We start from the raw sequence: 16,430 nt of genomic DNA, 5'->3' as shown, positions 1-16,430 counted from the left end.
ATGAATCTGCCTTCATTTCTTTGGTTGTGGAAAATAGCCGCCTGGTCAATGGGGTTGTCCCTGCTAGCATATCTAATGTTAGCAATCACCGGCGTTTGGATGTTTCGGGCGAGAACTTCGCAGCAATTCCCTTTTATTACCCCATTTATGGGCGGAAATAAAGGGGTGCGATCGCTCCACTATACAATGGGAATCAGCATGGTAAGTTTAGTGCTACTACTGCTAGCGATCGGTATTGTTGGCACTTTAGGCCACTTTGGTTCTTTAGGTCACTCGTCACACCTAATCGCTGGATTGATAGTGGTAGCACTAGTTTTACTGTCTGCTTTCAGTGCCACGCAAATTAGTGTCAGACGACCTTGGGCTAGACCCTTACACATCGGCGTAAATATTATTCTGTTTGTAGGATTTGCCTGGGTATCCCTTACTGGTTGGATTGTAGTACAAAAGTATTTACCGTGAACTACCACACATCAACTACCAAGGACATAGACCTACCCTACAATGAAGAAAAGCATTGTAATTGAGCCGTGACAGCAAACTCAGCCAATATCTCAGCTTCTATTTTTCGTCTGTCTCCTTTGATTCGGATAACGTTGCTGAGTCTATACATAGCACTCACAGTCCCATTACCTTTTTTATCGCAGGTAACAGCTGCACCCATACCTCCAGAATTATTGTGGATAGGGATTGGCATAGGTTTAGTTGCCTTGTACGCGGTATTAACTGAACAAGTAATGGTAGATGACGAGGGAATTCAGGTTACTTACCCCGCCTGGGTGCCGAGCTTTTTTCGTAAAGGCTGGTCTTTACCTTGGTCACAAGTCAAAGAGTTAAAACCCCGCAGCACCGGGCAAGGAGGGCTAGTTTATTACTTCCTCAGCCAGGATGGGAAAGCTTATTTACTACCGATGCGTGTAGCTGGATTTACCCGTTTGGTGCAAATTGTCCAAGCAAAGACGAGCATTGACACCACAGATGTTCGCCCTTTAGCGCAGCCCTGGATGTACCTGATTTTACTGGGATGCACACTGCTGCTACTATTAGTCGATGGCTGGGCGATCGCTACAGCCTTAACTAGTACACAATTAACTTAAAATTGGGCATGGGGCATTGGTTATTTCTCCCCACTCCCTACTCCCTACTCCCCATTCCCGTTGAATACAGCAAAAGCCATACTCAGGCTAGAGCAAGTTAATCTGTTTACAAAGCTGAAAACCCAACTTCCTGGCAATCAGCAAGGATACCCCATATTGCAAGATATTTCCTTGGAGGTATTCCAGAGCGATGGCTCCGCCAACGCCTGCGGCGAACGCATTGCTATTGTAGGATCAGTAGGTGCTGGTAAAACTTCCTTATTACGCCTCATCAACCGCCTAATTGAACCCACGAGTGGTAAGCTCTATCTAGAAAATCAAGAATATCGCCAAATTCCCGTCATCCAGCTACGGCAAATGCTTGTACTTGTATTGCAAGAATCAAAGCTGTTGGGGATGACAGTTGGGCAAGCCTTGGCTTATCCTTTAGTTTTGCGTGGTTTGCCCAAACAGACAATTCAGCAACGAGTTAATCATTGGACAGACCAACTGCATATTCCCAATGAATGGTTAGGGCGAACAGAGGTGCAACTTTCTGCGGGACAACGACAACTAGTAGCGATCGCTCGTGCCTTAGTCATCCAGCCTAAAATATTATTATTAGACGAGCCAACCTCTTCCCTAGATGCTGGTACGGCTACTCATCTAATGCAAATCTTAACCCAGCTGAGTCAAACTCATCAAACCACAATTCTGATGGTAAATCACCAACTGGAACTGGCCCAGATGTTTTGCACTCGGTTATTACACCTGCAACAAGGTCATTTATTCGCAAATCAAAGAGTCTCAGAGATAGACTGGGTTGAATTACGAAAAAGCTTGATTCAAGCAGAGGCTCAAGACGATTTTGGATTTTAAATTTTGGATGAGTCAATTGTCATTGGGCATGGGGCATTGGGCATGAGTTATTTTCCTCATATCCCACTCCCCATTTCCATCACACTTGACTACTACTAAGTGTTGAACGTTGATTACTAAATCTCTCTCTAGCTAACTTTGTTGTTTGTGACTGTGAAATATTAGTATTCAAAATTTCCATGTTAAAACGGTATCCAACATTGCGGATAGTTTGAATCAAATTGGGTTGCCGAGGATCAAGTTCAACCTTTTTCCGCAGCGACAAAACGTGAGTATCAATGGTACGAGGGTTATCGATAGCATCAGGCCAAGCACGACGCAGCAATTCCGACCTACTTAGAGGTACTCCACCAGCTTGTGCCAAAACGTACAGCAAACTGAATTCCTGGGGCGTTAAGTCAATGAACTCCCCTTGGAACCGGACACGGCGCTGAACTAAATCGATTTGCAAAGTGCCATAATCCAAGTAAGCTGGTGCAGTAGGTGTGCGCTTTCGGCGAATCAGTGCCTCTACCCGTGCCAAAAACTCTTGCATCCCAAAAGGTTTGCTCAGGTAATCATCTGCACCCGCCTTTAAACCTGCAACGATATCAGCTTCACTATTACGGGCAGATAGCATTAAGATTAGAGGCTGCTGCTGACGATGCAACCAACGACAAAACTCAATGCCATCACCATCAGGCAGGTCTGCATCTAAAACTACCAGTGTTGGTTGATGGCTTAAAAATACTTCCCTTGCTTGATAAATGCTGGCAGCTTGATGCACACGGTATTCCAGTTGTTGTAAGTGCCAACCCAACAACGACCTCAGATGGGGATTCCCCTCAATGATTTCTATACAAACCGAACCCACGGCGGCAAGACCCCTTAGCGTCTGATGACTTTCAAAGTAACAAGCCCATCTCTAAGGTTTTGTAGCCTTTGTTACTTCAATTACTATTAGCTTTACATTTCCTCATAAAAAGAGTGGCAATATCTTTAATTTATGCCTTGCTAAAAGGCGATTAGAAATATTGTTAAATTTTTATTAAATTTATCGAAAGTTTTGTTAGACTTATCAAAAGTTCTTTTAGCTTAATATTCTGTTTTCAGATGGGTGTAATGTGGAAAATATTTATAACCCAACCAGCTAACCATTAGTACAACAGCTTTTTAACCTGATGATGAAAGTAGATTTTTTCCGCAAAAATCTAGCGCCCCCTATCCAGGAATATAACACCAATACAATTGGGCTGTTGACCATGAAAATCCTAAAAATAACTTAGCTGGTCACTAGAATCGATGTTTTCTGGAATAGGATAAAAGTAGCTTGTAGCTGCTAGGAGGGTACTGCCCAAAGTAGATGTGTTGACTTTGAGTTGATGCCAAAGTGAAATTACACTTCACATTTGAGCGTGAATCATTTACAATTCTCATTCCAAAGAGATTAATACAGCAGTTATGCTCCAAGACACACAAACCATCCGCTATTACCAAAGACTCACCGACGCCTTCGCCGAGTTATGGAATCGCGGTTATCGCACGGATGACATGCGGATGTATTTGGATGGATATCTAGCCGCATTGCGACATAGCAACGTCATTGAACCTTATCTGATTCATCGCCTAGAAGAGGAAGCCAGCCGCTACTTGTACGATGGGTCAAATTTTGCAGTGCCGCAACCACAGCCACAACCCGATTACTACTAAGTACCATTTACTTGGTTATTGATAGTAACCCTTAATTACCGCAGATAATTATAGCATATTATCTGTATTGGTCAACGGGTTGCCGTGGTGTGAAATTTGGAGAAATTATTGTATTGATAAAACGCATCCCCTCAGCCCTATATTGGTCTTGCCAATGCGACTGAGGGGATTGTTGACCTAACCTGAAATTAATTCAAAGACAGGTTAGCCGCTTTTCTCCAAGACGCTGTTCGCGTTCGAGGAATTAAAAATTACAATCCTTATAAATAAATTTAAGGGACTTCCAAATAACAAAATATCCAATTATTTATTGTAGGGTGGGCGTCTCGTCATTGGTGTCAACTTAAGCCCAAACCCCTTTAAAACATCATTTCCAGTTAGAAGCTGGAAATACTATTCATTGCAGTTCTGCCGCAAATCTTGAGGCTGTAGCCCCATTAGGTATTCCCAGTAAGAGACTGGGAAACAAGACAACCTCCAAAAGCCTGTTCTAAATTGGCTTTTACGTCAAATTGAGGGGCTTGTATACTGCCAAGTATTTTTATCAGAAACCTATTAGAAAACCTTGAAAGGGGAGAGAGATATATATTTCCCCTTTCAAGGACATAAAAAACGGTACACTGCCTTGATTGCAAAGCACAGATTCAACAACATAGCCTCTGGTTTGTTATAAACCGGAGATTACGAGGCTAGAGCTACTTCTACCTTTTGTTGCAATTCACCTTTTTGGTACAGTTCAATCAAGATATCAGAACCGCCAAGGAATTCACCATTGATATACACTTGGGGAATTGTCGGCCAGCTAGAGTATTCTTTAATACCTTGACGGATTTCAGGGTCTGATAGAACGTCAATCGTCTCAAAGGGAACTCCCAAGGTATTGAGAATCTGCACAACGTTGTTGGAGAAACCACATTGGGGCATTAACTTGTTTCCCTTCATGAAAACTAAAATCTTGTTCTCTTGTAGCAAGCTATCAATTTTGTCTTTGAGTTCTGGTGTCATGGTATTTATGTTTCCTATGTTGGATTCAATAGTGAGGAGTGAGGAGTCAAAATTCATAACTCCTAACTCTTATTTACGAAGCTGCTGTTGCTTGCCAAGCTTCGGGAGTGTATGTTTTCACCGCCAAGGCATGAATCGCTTCAGTTGACATAGCTTGACCCAACGCACCATAAACTAACTGGTGCTGTTGCACTAGTCCCTTACCTGCAAAGTGCGATGAAACTACTGTCACCTGATAGTGGTCACCGCCACCAGTCAAGTCTTGCACCTGAACCTGGGCGTCTGGCAGTTCCGCCTTGATCATTGCCTCAACCTGCTGCGGACTAATCATCGCAATTCCTGAAAAAACTTACTTTTCTATTATTAACAGATATGGAGCAAATGCCTGTGCCAACTTCAGTTTTTGGCAAGGCTGTAGATAAACGCGCCTCTGAGGTGTATTTTTGAGAATGCTCAGGTTTTGGCTATGGTAGATAGCTCTATCCTAGCACTGGGGCATTCCCAGGCGACTGGTTGGAGAGATAGGGAAAAAGAGGCAACAAAAATTTAATTTATTTTTTTGGCGATGAGGAAGATGAAGTACCGCCTTCTCTGGGATAGGGAGAATCAACAAAACCCAATTCAAACAACTGTTTATAGGCTTTCTTGCCTAAATCCCGCGTCGGATTTTGACTCTTAATTATTTGAACTAACAACGGTACAGCTAATTCTGGCTGATTTTGGGCGCGATGTACCAATGCTAGCTGAAAGGTAGCTTCATCTCGCTTTTGGGCTGTTAGTAGAGCTTTTTGACGCTGAGAATCAGAAACTCTATTGTCAATTCCCGAAAAGCTAGAATTTAACTCTTGATAAAAATTAGATAGCTGATTATAAACCTGACGTGCTTCTTGCAGTTTCTTAGCAGCTAAGGGGTAGTTTTGAGCAGAAACGGCTTGTTCTGCATCTTTTACTAAGCGATCGCCACCTTCAATGCTCAAAAGGCTGTTACTTTGGGTTATGGGGCGGAGGTTATTGGGATCGTTGGGGTCAATGGGTTGTGGTTGGCTGGTAGTGCCTGGTGACTGTGATACCTGAGCATTCACAGGTGATAGCAGACTAAGGACTGCTATGACTGATAAAACAGTACGTTGCATCAAGGTAACAGCGGCAGCAGTGTTCATGGGATCAATTAGTGCGACAACTATATAAACAAGTTATGGAAACTTCGGGTATCTTAACTCTGTTTTGGTCTTGGACAAAGCAAAGTTACATCCTAAGTATCTCTGATTTAGGACTGAAAATCGGTTTAATAGAGTTCCCATTACCCCTGTATAGTAACTAACTTAAATAGTTGTGATCAGCGATACCCACAGTAGACTGAGTTAACGCGTTAATTTCTCTATAGATTATCAATCAATTCAATAGTTTGCAGATAACTCTTAGCTATTTGCTCAAAAAAATGCCAATTTGGCTGAATATCGCGTAGATAGAGGGTAATCTATATATGTATACATCCTCAAAGGTTACAAAATATCACTAATCTTTTGTGACTTATTCAGGATGGATATAGCAGTTAACAATTAGTGTCAAACCTTGAAAACGTGCAGTTTCTTAATCATGCACGGTTAATAGTCAATGCTTAAGGCCAGTCTTGGAACTCTTGACGTTTAACTAGATCAAGAATTAGTAATTTCTGCAAATGCGTGATTAGTAACTTTTGTTTCTTGATGGCTTAATTGTTGCAGTGCCTTTGCTAAATCAGATGTGATGCTTTTGGCATCTTGTTTTATACAGCCACTCATGTAATCCGTCACTCTGATTGGGGAGCCAATGTCAATACTTACATCTGTACCCCAACTTGGATAGGGTTGGCTGTAATTAATGCCTATGGGTATAATTTTCACTCCCAGCCCGGAATAACTAGATTCAGCACTCAAAGCAAGACGAGCAATTCCCGGCTTTAACTGGTGAACTTGGCCATCGCGAAAAATATTACCTTCTGGAAAGATTACCAGGGTTTTGTGCTGCTGAAGTAGCTCCACTCCATGTCGCAGCGTGCGGATTGACGGATGCTTAGAATTTACAGGAAACCCCCCTAAACGTTGAACAAACCAGCCTTGCAAACCTTGGCATTCGTCAATAGTTACCATAAACCGCAAGTCTTGCTTTCTCAGACAAGCGGTAGCGTAGGGTACAAGCAATGCATCCCAACGCGCCCGATGGGTAGGCGCAAGGATCACAGGCCCAGTTGTGGGGATATTTTTTTGTCCGGTTATTCTAATTTGTCCAAAGAATAATGGTAATAGGCAGTGACGCCCTAATAAATATGCCAGAGGACTTAACCAAGGAGAAACCCTTGAAGTAGTATGAGCTACTTGAGGATTTGCTGGTGGGTGCTGGCAGGTATCGGATGAAGAGTAAAATTCCATCATGACGGATGCAGCTGATTGACGGGTAAAAATTTAACGGAAAGCCTGATTAGTTACACCGTAGATTCTCTTGCGTGACTTGTGTCGTACTAGATGGACAGTTTTACCTCTGTCCGTTAGTTTACCCTACGCCGCTTAGTGGCAAACCAAGTCTGTAATTGCTCGCGACAAGCTGACTCTAGAATGCCTCCGATTACTTGGAGACGGTGATTAGAAGCAGTACTGTCGGGTATGTTAATAACTGTACGAATTGCGCCAGTTTTTGTATCGTCTACTCCATATACAAGTAATCCTAGACGCGCTTGAATGATCGCACCTGCACACATCGGGCAAGGTTCAAGAGTTACATAGAGGGTGCATTCATTAAGATGCCAATTTTGTAAAGTTGTTGCAGCTCTCTTGAGAGCGAGAATTTCCGCATGGGCGGTAGGGTCTTTGTCGCGTTCTTTTCTGTTTTCTCCTTGTGCCAGCAATTTGCCTGTTGAATCAATGATAACAGCACCTACAGGGACTTCACCTGCATCACCTGCTGTTTTTGCTAATTCTAGGGCATAACTCATCCATTTTTGATGTATAAGATATTCTGTGTATTTAGTTAGCATATTCTTATCAAAAATTTTGATCTTTTTTGCCCTACAGTTTACTGGCACTTTATCAAGCTAGTAATGAAAAGTTTGTAATAAGCACTAAAGTCCTTACTACGAACTTGCTTACCGAGAAATTTAGAATCCAAAATTGCCCAACATAGCATCGCCAAGGAAATTGTTGGGGTTGATTTGATTTCTAAATAGCGGCTTGGGCTAAAAGGGGATCGAGTTGACTTTGTGTGTCTAGCTGATAGAGGTCATCACAGCCGCCAATGTGCTGGTTATTAATAAAAATTTGTGGTACGGTACGGCGACCATTAGAGCGTTCTGCCATTTTAGCTCTGGCTGCTTCGTCGCCGTCGATTTTATATTCAGTAAAATTTACACCTTTCCACCACAGCAGAATTTTGGCACGAATGCAGTAAGGACAAGTTTGCCAGGTGTAAAGTTCGACGTTGGCTTTGACTCGCTCTGGATGGCGATTTAAGAGGGGATTAAGAAAGTCCAGCATATTTTTATTAAGCAAGGTTTAAACTATGTCTCTAGCCTAGATCATTGCTTATCGCATCGGCGCTGGAACCCACTTTTGGAAACTCTCTAAATGATTCCAGTAAGCCAAATATCCAGTCAATGCCCAAATTAAAGCGGCAACTATCAGCACTGCTACGCCAATTAGCCGCCAAGTTCGGTTGGTTTTCCAATAGAGAGTTGGCGCTGCAAAAACACCACCTAAGCCAGTGAAAATAAAGCCGATTCCCGATAAAAGCGGTTGGCGTGTCAAATTCAAGTTGATGATGCGGATACCGACTACGATCGCAGCTACGCCAGCAAAAAAGCCGTAAACTGCTATTGTCAATAAATCCCAATTTTGAGCAAGGGCGATCGCAGCCGCAACAAACAAGATTCCAAATAGAACACTTGTCTCACCGAAGGCAATGTTAAAGCTGCCAGTAACAGGCCAGGTAAAACTCATGTGTAAACCAGTTGTGAGTGCGATCGCTCCTGTAATCCCGAACCCGGGAATCCACTGCCTTTGATTAGAGCTATCTATACCACGATATACATAGTCAGCCAGTAGAAATAACCCAGCTACCATATTGATTAACATTAGAGTGATGTAGTCGATAAACACGATTAACCTCTTAGTTTGACAAGATATTTACTTTGTGCATTGTTTTTCAGTTTTTAGTGAATTTACTAGCTTTCTTCTTTGTTATTTTATACCTAAACATAGACCTGAATAAAAGCAACATTATGGATATTCACTGCTAAATATTTGTACCAGTTCTTAACTGAGTAACTTTTAAACAGGTTTTATACTGGAGTTGTAGGAGTGAAAAATTAGGATGTCTTAACTGGCACTTTTCTAACGAGTTAGCAGTAAAACTTAACTTTCTTCCACGTGTATCCGCCCTTTGGTAGACTTGAAAACTGAAATAGGCAGATAAAACGACGCAAATTCAAGCAGCTGAGAGGGCAAACTCTGTGGAAAATACACTTGGTTTAGAGATTATTGAAGTAGTAGAGCAAGCCGCGATCGCATCTGCAAAGTGGATGGGCAAAGGCGAAAAAAACATCGCTGACCAGGTAGCTGTGGAAGCTATGCGGGAGCGGATGAATAAAATCCACATGCGTGGTCGCATTGTAATTGGGGAAGGCGAACGTGACGACGCGCCTATGCTATACATCGGGGAAGAAGTTGGTATCTGTACCCAACCAAATGCCGAAAGTGTCTGTAACCCTGATGAATTAATTGAAATTGATATCGCCGTTGACCCTTGCGAAGGTACCAACTTGGTAGCTTATGGACAACCTGGTTCGATGGCTGTCTTGGCAATTTCTGAAAAGGGTGGATTATTTGCTGCTCCTGACTTCTACATGAAGAAGTTAGCAGCACCCCCCGCAGCTAAGGGCAAGGTAGACATCAACAAGTCAGCAACAGAAAACCTCAAGATTCTCTCTGAGTGTCTAGATCGGAGTATTGAAGAACTTGTGGTCGTAGTCATGAAGCGCGAACGCCACAACGATTTAATTAAGGAAATCCGTGAGGCTGGAGCGAGAGTCGCCCTAATTTCAGACGGTGATGTGGGTGCAGCTATAAGCTGCGGTTTTGCCGGAACCAACATCCACGCTCTGATGGGTATTGGTGCGGCTCCTGAAGGCGTAATCTCAGCAGCAGCAATGCGTGCTTTGGGTGGACACTTCCAAGGTCAACTGATCTACGATCCAGCTGTAGTAAAAACAGGTCTGATTGGAGAAAGCAGAGAAGCCAACATCGATCGCTTAAAGTCTATGAATATCAATGACCCCGATAAGGTCTATGATGCTCATGAACTGGCATCTGGTGAAACTATTCTGTTCGCGGCTAGCGGCATTACCAGTGGTAATCTCATGCAAGGTGTACGTTTCTTCAAAGACGGGGCAAGAACTCAAAGCTTGGTAATTTCTAACCAGTCTAAAACTGCTCGATTTGTTGATACAATTCACTTGTTTGGTGAACCAAAAGTTCTCCAACTGAACTAATTTTTAGGGAATGGGGAATGGTAAAAGTAAGGGTAAAGCATTTGGAAAGAAATGTTTCTATAAAACGGAAAAATCATCACCGAAATGCTTTACCTTTACAGTAGTTAGTAGTTAGTAGTTAGTGATTAATGGTTGGTTGGAAAACTATCAACCAATAAACAAAAATTCCCCATTCCCTATTCTTACTTGATGCCAGATTGCCAACTACCAACTAGTAACTACAATTTAGCAAATGAATATAGCAGTGGTGGGGTTAAGCCATAAAACAGCCCCAGTAGAAGTCCGGGAAAAACTGAGCATTCCAGAACCACAAATTGAAAGTGCGATCGCTCAACTGGCCAGCTATCCCCATATTGACGAAGTTGCAATTCTTAGCACTTGTAACCGCCTAGAAATTTACATTGTCACCAGTGAAGCAGACCAAGGTATCCGGGAAGTAACGCAGTTTCTTGCAGAATACAGTAAATTACCCGTACTTTCTCTGCGACAACACTTATTTATGTTGCTACATGATGATGCAGTAATGCATGTCATGCGGGTAGCAGGTGGTTTAGATAGTCTGGTACTTGGAGAAGGTCAAATTCTGGCTCAGGTGAAGACTACTCACAAACTGGGACAGCAATATAGTGGTATAAAAACCATTTTGAATCGATTATTTAAACAAGCGTTGACAGCTGGTAAGCGGGTTCGTACTGAAACTAGTATTGGTACTGGCGCTGTCTCTATCAGTTCGGCTGCTGTGGAGTTAGCGCAGATTAAAGTAGCAAATTTAGCAGCTTGTCGAGTGGTAATTCTGGGTGCTGGTAAAATGTCGCGGCTGCTGGTGCAACACCTAATTTCTAAAGGTGCTGTGGAAATTAGTATTGTAAATCGCTCTCGCGATCGCGCCGAAGAATTAGCCAAGCAGTTCCCTCAACAACCGATCAATATTCATCCACTATCAGAAATGATGGCAGTAATTGCCGATAGTGATTTAGTGTTTACAAGTACTTCTGCTACAGAGCCAATACTTGACCGTGCCAAATTGGAAATGGTTTTAGAAGTTCAGCGCTCTCTAATGTTATTTGATATTTCTGTACCGCGTAATGTTCATGCGGATGTAAATGAATTGGAAAATGTGCAGGCGTTTAATGTGGATGATTTGAAGGCAGTAGTAGCGCAAAACTACGAAAGCCGTCGGAAGATTGCACAAGAAGCCGAGCGACTTTTAGAAGAAGAAGTAGAAGCCTTTGATATTTGGTGGCGCAGTTTAGAAACTGTTACCACTATTAGCTGTCTGCGAAATAAAGTCGAAACCATCCGCGAACAAGAGTTAGAAAAAGCTTTGTCGAGATTGGGTTCGGAATTCGCTGAAAAACATCAAGAAGTAATCGAAGCATTAACACGGGGAATTGTCAATAAAATTTTACATGACCCGATGGTGCAATTGCGATCGCAGCAAGACGTGGAAGCCAGACGGCGCTGTATGCAAACTCTGCAAATGCTGTTTAACTTAGATGCAGGGGAGCAGTTTAGTTAAATTAAACAACAAGTAAGATCCCCGACTTCTTAAAGAAGTCGGGGATCTTAGCTTTTTAATTAGATATACTTCTAATTAGACATCTATCTAATTAGAAGTTAGTTATGCAACCACCTCCTCAAAGAAATTCCTGCTAGTCGGAAAAAGCGTCTAGTTATTCTTAAGTGGTTAGCAAACCAGTTTGATGTAGGGGTCAACTACCCTGAAAGTTTGGTAAATGATATTCTCAAACGCTACCATCTTGACTGCGCCACACTGCGACGGGAGTTGATTGCTTGCCAGTTAATGCAGCGAGAAAATGGGATTTATTGGCGTACAACTTGAAGAAGAATTCAGAAGTCAGAATGGGCTAAACGCCCCGCTACCGCTAACAGGAGTCAGAATAAATCAGTCGCGGGTCTGAATCCCCGACTGATAGCGTAGCGTTAGCGAGTCCGCGAGCGTCTTGAAAACCACCAAATCTACGATTTTGTGGGGGTCTTAAACCCGGTTATTCAGACGCTTGCAAACTCACTAACGCTGCGCTATCCGCCAGTCATACAGAAAACATTGCTGAATTCTGACTCCTGACTCCTGAATTCTGTTCGATAAATATAAAAGATTAGCAAATCCCACAATCATAGGTTGTATTTTTATGCAGTTAGAAACCAAAAAATTCTATTACACACCTGAAGAGTATTTAGAACTTGAAGAAAAGGCAAAATATAAAAGCGAATACCGTGATGGAGAAATTGTACCGATGACGGGTGGCACTACAAATCATAATAAAATTGCTTTGAATTTAGCCGCATCCTTAAAAATTGCTTTAAGGCGTAAAAATTATGATGTTTATATTGGTGATGTACGTTTATGGATACCCCGTTATCGGCAGCACACATATCCTGACGTGATGGTGATTGAAGGACAACCTATTTATACGGGAACTAGCACAACAACAGTTATGAACCCGATGTTAATTGCTGAAGTTTTATCTAAATCGACTAAAAATTATGACCAAGGCGATAAGTTTCTTTATTATCGCTCTATTCCCGAATTCAAGGAATATATTTTAATTGACCAATATCAGTATCACGTGATGCAGTATGTAAAAACTGCGGAAAGTCAATGGTCATTCACTGAACTTGAGCATGAATCTGCAACTTTATCAGTGCAAACGGTTGATTTTCAAATTGAATTGTGCGACCTTTATGAACAAGTCAATTTTGCAGAAAATAACGAAGATTAAAATAATTCGTAATTCGTAATTTGTAATTTGTAATTTGTAATTTGTAATTAAGAGGATGTTTTAAAAGTGGTTGGCTGTAATTTTAGGCACTTGTCGATCCCCCCAACCCCCCTTAAAAAGGGGGGCAAAATCTCTAAAAGTCCCCCTTTTTAAGGGGGATTTAGGGGGATACAAAACGTTTTGCTACCTACCAGAGGACTTTTAAAACATCCTCTAAGTTTTGCATTATCGAGTCCGTGAGCGTCTGGAGATTTTAATCCCACCTCAAAACTTGTCGCTTGTTATAAGCCAGTACTTAGAACCCTCAAAAATGTTAAAAAAAGAAATTTTATAGAACTATTGTGCAAAATCACCTATCGAATCGGGATTGTAATTACAAACTCTGCACCCTGTCCCGGTAATGAAATGAACTTTAATGAGCCACCATGTTTTTCAGCAATAATTTGGTAGCTAATTGATAATCCCAAGCCAGTACCTTTGCCAATAGATTTAGTGGTGAAAAAGGGGTCAAATAGATGAGACTGGATTGCTTCTGGAATCCCTGTGCCATTATCAGCAATCTGAATAACGACATTTTCATTCACCTGGGCTGAAGAAATACGAATTATCGGTTCTGGACAAAGCCCGTTTTGAAAAGCCTCTTCTAAAGCATCAATAGCATTTGCCAAGATGTTCATAAATACTTGATTCAATTGTCCTGCAAAACACTGAATTTTAGGGATATCAGCATACTCTTTAATCACTGTGATTTGAGGGCGGTTGCTTTGGGATTTAATCCGGTGTTGTAAAATTAATAGAGTGCTGTCAATCCCTTCATGGATATCAGCAGTTTTAAACTCGGCTTCATCCAAACGAGAAAATATTCGTAAACTGAGGACAATTTCCCGGATGCGACTGGCTCCAATCTTCATGGAAGTCAATATTTTAGGCAAATCTTCTGTTAAATATTCAATATCAGCTTCTTCTTTAGCTTTTTGAATTTCTTTTTCTGGGTAGGGATAATGTTTTTGATAAAGTTGAAGTAACCACAACAACTGTTGTGTGTAATCATCAGTATGCTTAAGATTACCGTAGATAAAATTAACTGGATTGTTAATTTCATGAGCAATACCAGCAACTAATTGCCCCAAGGAAGACATTTTTTCATTCTGGATTAATTGAGACTGGGTATGCCTAAGTTCTTGTAAAGTTTCCTTGAGAGCAATATTTTTTTGTCGTAGTACTTGGGTTCGTTCTTCTATTTTTTCTTCTAGTGTTTGGCTATAAAATTCTAATTTTTGTTTCGCCTGATATTGTTCTGCTAATAGTCGCTTTACTTGTTGAATTAACTGGTTAAAAGCAATAGCTAAGATTCCCACCTCGTCTTGAGTGGTTACAGGAGCTTGCAGATCAAAATTAGATTCTTGAGTAACTCTTTGTGCCACTTGTGTAACAGCTTGCAGATGACGAGTAATAGTTTGTGCAATTAAAAACCCAATAACTGCCACAATACTGCTTCCCGACAAAAACAACAATCCTAAATGCGTCCATAACTTCCATTGTGAAACCTCTAGAAGCGAGGTAGGATACAACACTGTGGTTGTTAAAGACTGACTTACTCCTCTAAATATGATGCTTTTAGCTAAATAGTTTTTGTGATCAATAGTGATTTGTCTAGCAGGTAAATTAGGATGAGTAAATTCCCAAGTTCCATCTTTGGCTACCAGCAAGGTTGTTGCAACTACACGATTTTGTCTGTGGACAATCAGTTGTTTTGAGGAACCCTCAGCAATTTTTTGTATTAGAGTATCGTCTATTAAGTTACCAATGATGATTCCTCCCAAAAGTCCTGCTGATGATTTGATTTCATTTGTCACCACTTCGAGAACTTGTTGTTTGCTTTCTACATCTACTAAATCGACTAAATGCGCTCCTCTACTAGCAGTGTTGGTAACTACTTCGTCTAAGAAATTGGCTTGACTTAAGGAGTTATTTCGTAAATCTGCGAGGACATTACCCTGAGTATCAATTACCTTAATCCAATCCAATTTCAATATAGATTTCAGTGGTAGCAATACTTGTAAAAGCAAACTTTGATCGCGCTGTTCCACAGCTTGATTTAGCATATCTCGATTAGCAATTAGTTCGATTTGAGTTTCTAGAGTTTGCTGTTCATACTGAAAATCCTGATGAACTCGTTCAGCAAAACTTTCGATTTCTTGGCGAAAATTCTGCTGCAAACTATCGGTAAACCAATTTCCTAGCACTACTAAGCCCAGCATGAATACGCTCAGGCAAACTGCAAGCATCGGTAGAACAATTTTTTGGCTGAGTTTCAGCCCCCTGAAAAATCTCTGCATGGCACATTTAACAATAATTACTAATTCGTAATTCGTGATTACGAATTACGAATTGTTTATTTATCTAGCAGGAACAAAGCCATTATTTTGTAGTACTTTTTCACCTTCTTTGCTCAATATAAAATCGATAAACTTCTGAGCAGGTGCGGAAGGTACTTTGTCCGAAAGAATACCTAGATGACGCACCATTTGGTATTTACCATTGGCGAAGTTTTCCGATTTGGGAGCAACACCATTGAGACTGAGATGATTGACAGGTGATTTGTTGATGAGAGAATAAGCCAAAGAAAAAGTGCCGACAGAATTAGGAGTACTTTGTAAGGTTTCGATCAATTCTCCCTCTTTGCTCAAAATCACGGCTTTATTTGTAGTCTTATCTTCTCCCAAATAATGTTTTCGTAATAATTTTTTCGCTGATTCATCTTCGGGTCTATCCAATAATACAATTTTTGCGTCAGCACCACCTAATTCTTGCCAATTTGTAATGTCACCTTTGTAAATTGCTTTTAATTGCTTAGTAGATAAGTTGTTAACACCTTTAACACTGTTGTGGGTGGCGACAAGTAACAAATCTTGTGCAATTTCACGATATTGAATTTTACCGTTATCTTCTTCTGGTTTGAGTTTGTGACTGCTACCAGCGATATCAATAATATCGTTTTTTAGGGCTGCGATCGCTCCTTCAGATTGACTATTGGAGATAAACTCAACTTTGACAGCTTTATTTTGTGATTCATAAGCTTGTGCTAACAGTTTTAAAACTGTTACCGTTGAACTAGAACCGCCAATTTTGATAATTGTTTGAGCTTGAGAATCAGCTTGACTCGTAACTAGACTAGAATCTTTCGGTTCCGTCGTTTTAGCTGAGTTACAACCACACATCTCAAGTAAGATGATGCCGATGATCATTAACTTAGCAATCTTCTTCATAAGTAAATCTCCAAATATCCAAAACCCGATATTGGGTCTAAGCTTTCATAGCTTAATATTCCCGAATAATCATAAAATTTAACTGTAATAAACAAAATACCCCAATACGGTTCGGTTAAGGCAAGAGACGCGATAAATCGCCGTCTCTACAAAGGACTGATTCTTGTAAAGACGGCGATTTATCGCGTCTTTGCGATTAGCGGCATGTCATCAAAAAACCTTATCCAAACCATATTGCTAAATACCCAAC

At 41.1% G+C, this 16,430-nt stretch carries 17 protein-coding genes and 1 pseudogene; 8 read left to right on the top strand and 10 right to left on the bottom strand.

The features are described 5' to 3' along the window. From HUN01_RS14705 to HUN01_RS14695, 3 genes are all read left to right on the top strand, one after another. Nucleotides 1-462 (top strand): DUF4079 domain-containing protein, encoded by a 462-nt coding sequence (locus HUN01_RS14705; RefSeq protein ID WP_181931900.1) that lies wholly within the window; start codon nucleotides 1-3, stop codon nucleotides 460-462. A 68-nt stretch (nucleotides 463-530) separates the two neighbouring features. Next, nucleotides 531-1,097 carry a hypothetical protein gene (locus tag HUN01_RS14700; protein ID WP_181931899.1) on the top strand — a complete coding sequence of 189 codons (567 nt, stop codon included), beginning with the start codon at nucleotides 531-533 and terminating at the stop codon, nucleotides 1,095-1,097. Between the two features lie 60 nt (nucleotides 1,098-1,157). Further along, on the top strand, nucleotides 1,158-1,955 hold the full coding sequence (locus tag HUN01_RS14695) for an ABC transporter ATP-binding protein (RefSeq protein ID WP_181931898.1): 798 nt from the start codon (nucleotides 1,158-1,160) through the stop codon (nucleotides 1,953-1,955). Between the two features lie 79 nt (nucleotides 1,956-2,034). Here the strand turns inward: HUN01_RS14695 and HUN01_RS14690 are convergent, their stop codons facing one another. Then, complete coding sequence (locus HUN01_RS14690) at nucleotides 2,035-2,808, bottom strand: response regulator transcription factor (RefSeq protein ID WP_069070133.1); 774 nt, start codon at nucleotides 2,806-2,808, stop codon at nucleotides 2,035-2,037. Between the two features lie 587 nt (nucleotides 2,809-3,395). Between HUN01_RS14690 and HUN01_RS14685 the strand changes: the two genes are divergently transcribed. Beyond that, nucleotides 3,396-3,644 (top strand): DUF6761 family protein, encoded by a 249-nt coding sequence (locus tag HUN01_RS14685; protein ID WP_069070134.1) that lies wholly within the window; start codon nucleotides 3,396-3,398, stop codon nucleotides 3,642-3,644. 681 nt (nucleotides 3,645-4,325) lie between these two features. On the opposite strand, the gene grxD is transcribed toward HUN01_RS14685, so the two are convergent. The 7 genes from grxD to HUN01_RS14650 form a co-directional block, all read right to left on the bottom strand. Further along, nucleotides 4,326-4,649 carry a Grx4 family monothiol glutaredoxin gene (grxD, locus tag HUN01_RS14680; RefSeq protein ID WP_181931897.1) on the bottom strand — a complete coding sequence of 108 codons (324 nt, stop codon included), beginning with the start codon at nucleotides 4,647-4,649 and terminating at the stop codon, nucleotides 4,326-4,328. A 73-nt stretch (nucleotides 4,650-4,722) separates the two neighbouring features. After that, nucleotides 4,723-4,980 (bottom strand): BolA family protein, encoded by a 258-nt coding sequence (locus HUN01_RS14675; RefSeq protein ID WP_162396946.1) that lies wholly within the window; start codon nucleotides 4,978-4,980, stop codon nucleotides 4,723-4,725. 220 nt (nucleotides 4,981-5,200) lie between these two features. Further along, entirely contained in the window at nucleotides 5,201-5,809 is a 609-nt protein-coding gene (locus HUN01_RS14670; protein ID WP_181931896.1) for a hypothetical protein, read from the bottom strand. A gap of 495 nt (nucleotides 5,810-6,304) precedes the next feature. Continuing rightward, the gene (locus tag HUN01_RS14665) at nucleotides 6,305-7,060 is read right to left on the bottom strand and encodes a lysophospholipid acyltransferase family protein (RefSeq protein WP_181931895.1); all 756 of its coding nucleotides are present in this window, start codon (nucleotides 7,058-7,060) and stop codon (nucleotides 6,305-6,307) included. Nucleotides 7,061-7,173: 113 nt separating this feature from the next. Then, on the bottom strand, nucleotides 7,174-7,659 hold the full coding sequence (tadA, locus tag HUN01_RS14660) for a tRNA adenosine(34) deaminase TadA (RefSeq protein WP_181931894.1): 486 nt from the start codon (nucleotides 7,657-7,659) through the stop codon (nucleotides 7,174-7,176). A 181-nt stretch (nucleotides 7,660-7,840) separates the two neighbouring features. Next, entirely contained in the window at nucleotides 7,841-8,155 is a 315-nt protein-coding gene (gene grxC / locus HUN01_RS14655) for a glutaredoxin 3 (RefSeq protein WP_181931893.1), read from the bottom strand. A 48-nt stretch (nucleotides 8,156-8,203) separates the two neighbouring features. Then, nucleotides 8,204-8,776 carry a DUF981 family protein gene (locus tag HUN01_RS14650; RefSeq protein WP_181931892.1) on the bottom strand — a complete coding sequence of 191 codons (573 nt, stop codon included), beginning with the start codon at nucleotides 8,774-8,776 and terminating at the stop codon, nucleotides 8,204-8,206. Nucleotides 8,777-9,129: 353 nt separating this feature from the next. On the opposite strand from HUN01_RS14650, the gene glpX reads away from it, so the two are divergent. The 4 genes and pseudogenes from glpX to HUN01_RS14630 all read left to right on the top strand — a co-directional run bounded on the left by glpX (nucleotide 9,130) and on the right by HUN01_RS14630 (nucleotide 12,911). Then, nucleotides 9,130-10,167, top strand: coding sequence for a class II fructose-bisphosphatase (gene glpX, locus HUN01_RS14645; RefSeq protein WP_069070142.1), 1,038 nt, complete (start codon nucleotides 9,130-9,132; stop codon nucleotides 10,165-10,167). A 232-nt stretch (nucleotides 10,168-10,399) separates the two neighbouring features. Further along, nucleotides 10,400-11,686: a glutamyl-tRNA reductase gene (locus HUN01_RS14640; protein WP_181931891.1), complete on the top strand. Its 1,287-nt coding sequence runs from the start codon at nucleotides 10,400-10,402 to the stop codon at nucleotides 11,684-11,686. 117 nt (nucleotides 11,687-11,803) lie between these two features. Beyond that, nucleotides 11,804-12,010 (top strand): annotated as a pseudogene (locus HUN01_RS14635) (DUF2087 domain-containing protein); the annotation flags it as partial. Between the two features lie 310 nt (nucleotides 12,011-12,320). Beyond that, a complete protein-coding gene (locus HUN01_RS14630) occupies nucleotides 12,321-12,911 on the top strand; it encodes a Uma2 family endonuclease (RefSeq protein ID WP_181931890.1) in 591 nt (196 codons plus the stop codon). A 353-nt stretch (nucleotides 12,912-13,264) separates the two neighbouring features. Here the strand turns inward: HUN01_RS14630 and HUN01_RS14625 are convergent, their stop codons facing one another. Together HUN01_RS14625 and HUN01_RS14620 are read right to left on the bottom strand one after the other, a co-directional pair. Then, a complete protein-coding gene (locus tag HUN01_RS14625) occupies nucleotides 13,265-15,250 on the bottom strand; it encodes a sensor histidine kinase (protein WP_181931889.1) in 1,986 nt (661 codons plus the stop codon). Between the two features lie 60 nt (nucleotides 15,251-15,310). Beyond that, nucleotides 15,311-16,180, bottom strand: a complete 870-nt coding sequence (locus HUN01_RS14620; protein WP_181931888.1) for a substrate-binding domain-containing protein — start codon at nucleotides 16,178-16,180, stop codon at nucleotides 15,311-15,313. Nucleotides 16,181-16,430 lie beyond the last annotated feature (250 nt).

It is taken from the genome of Nostoc edaphicum CCNP1411 (genome assembly GCF_014023275.1).
GTDB lineage: Bacteria > Cyanobacteriota > Cyanobacteriia > Cyanobacteriales > Nostocaceae > Nostoc > Nostoc edaphicum_A.
Note: the sequence above shows the minus strand (reverse complement) of the source record. Positions and strands in the feature narration are given on the sequence as shown.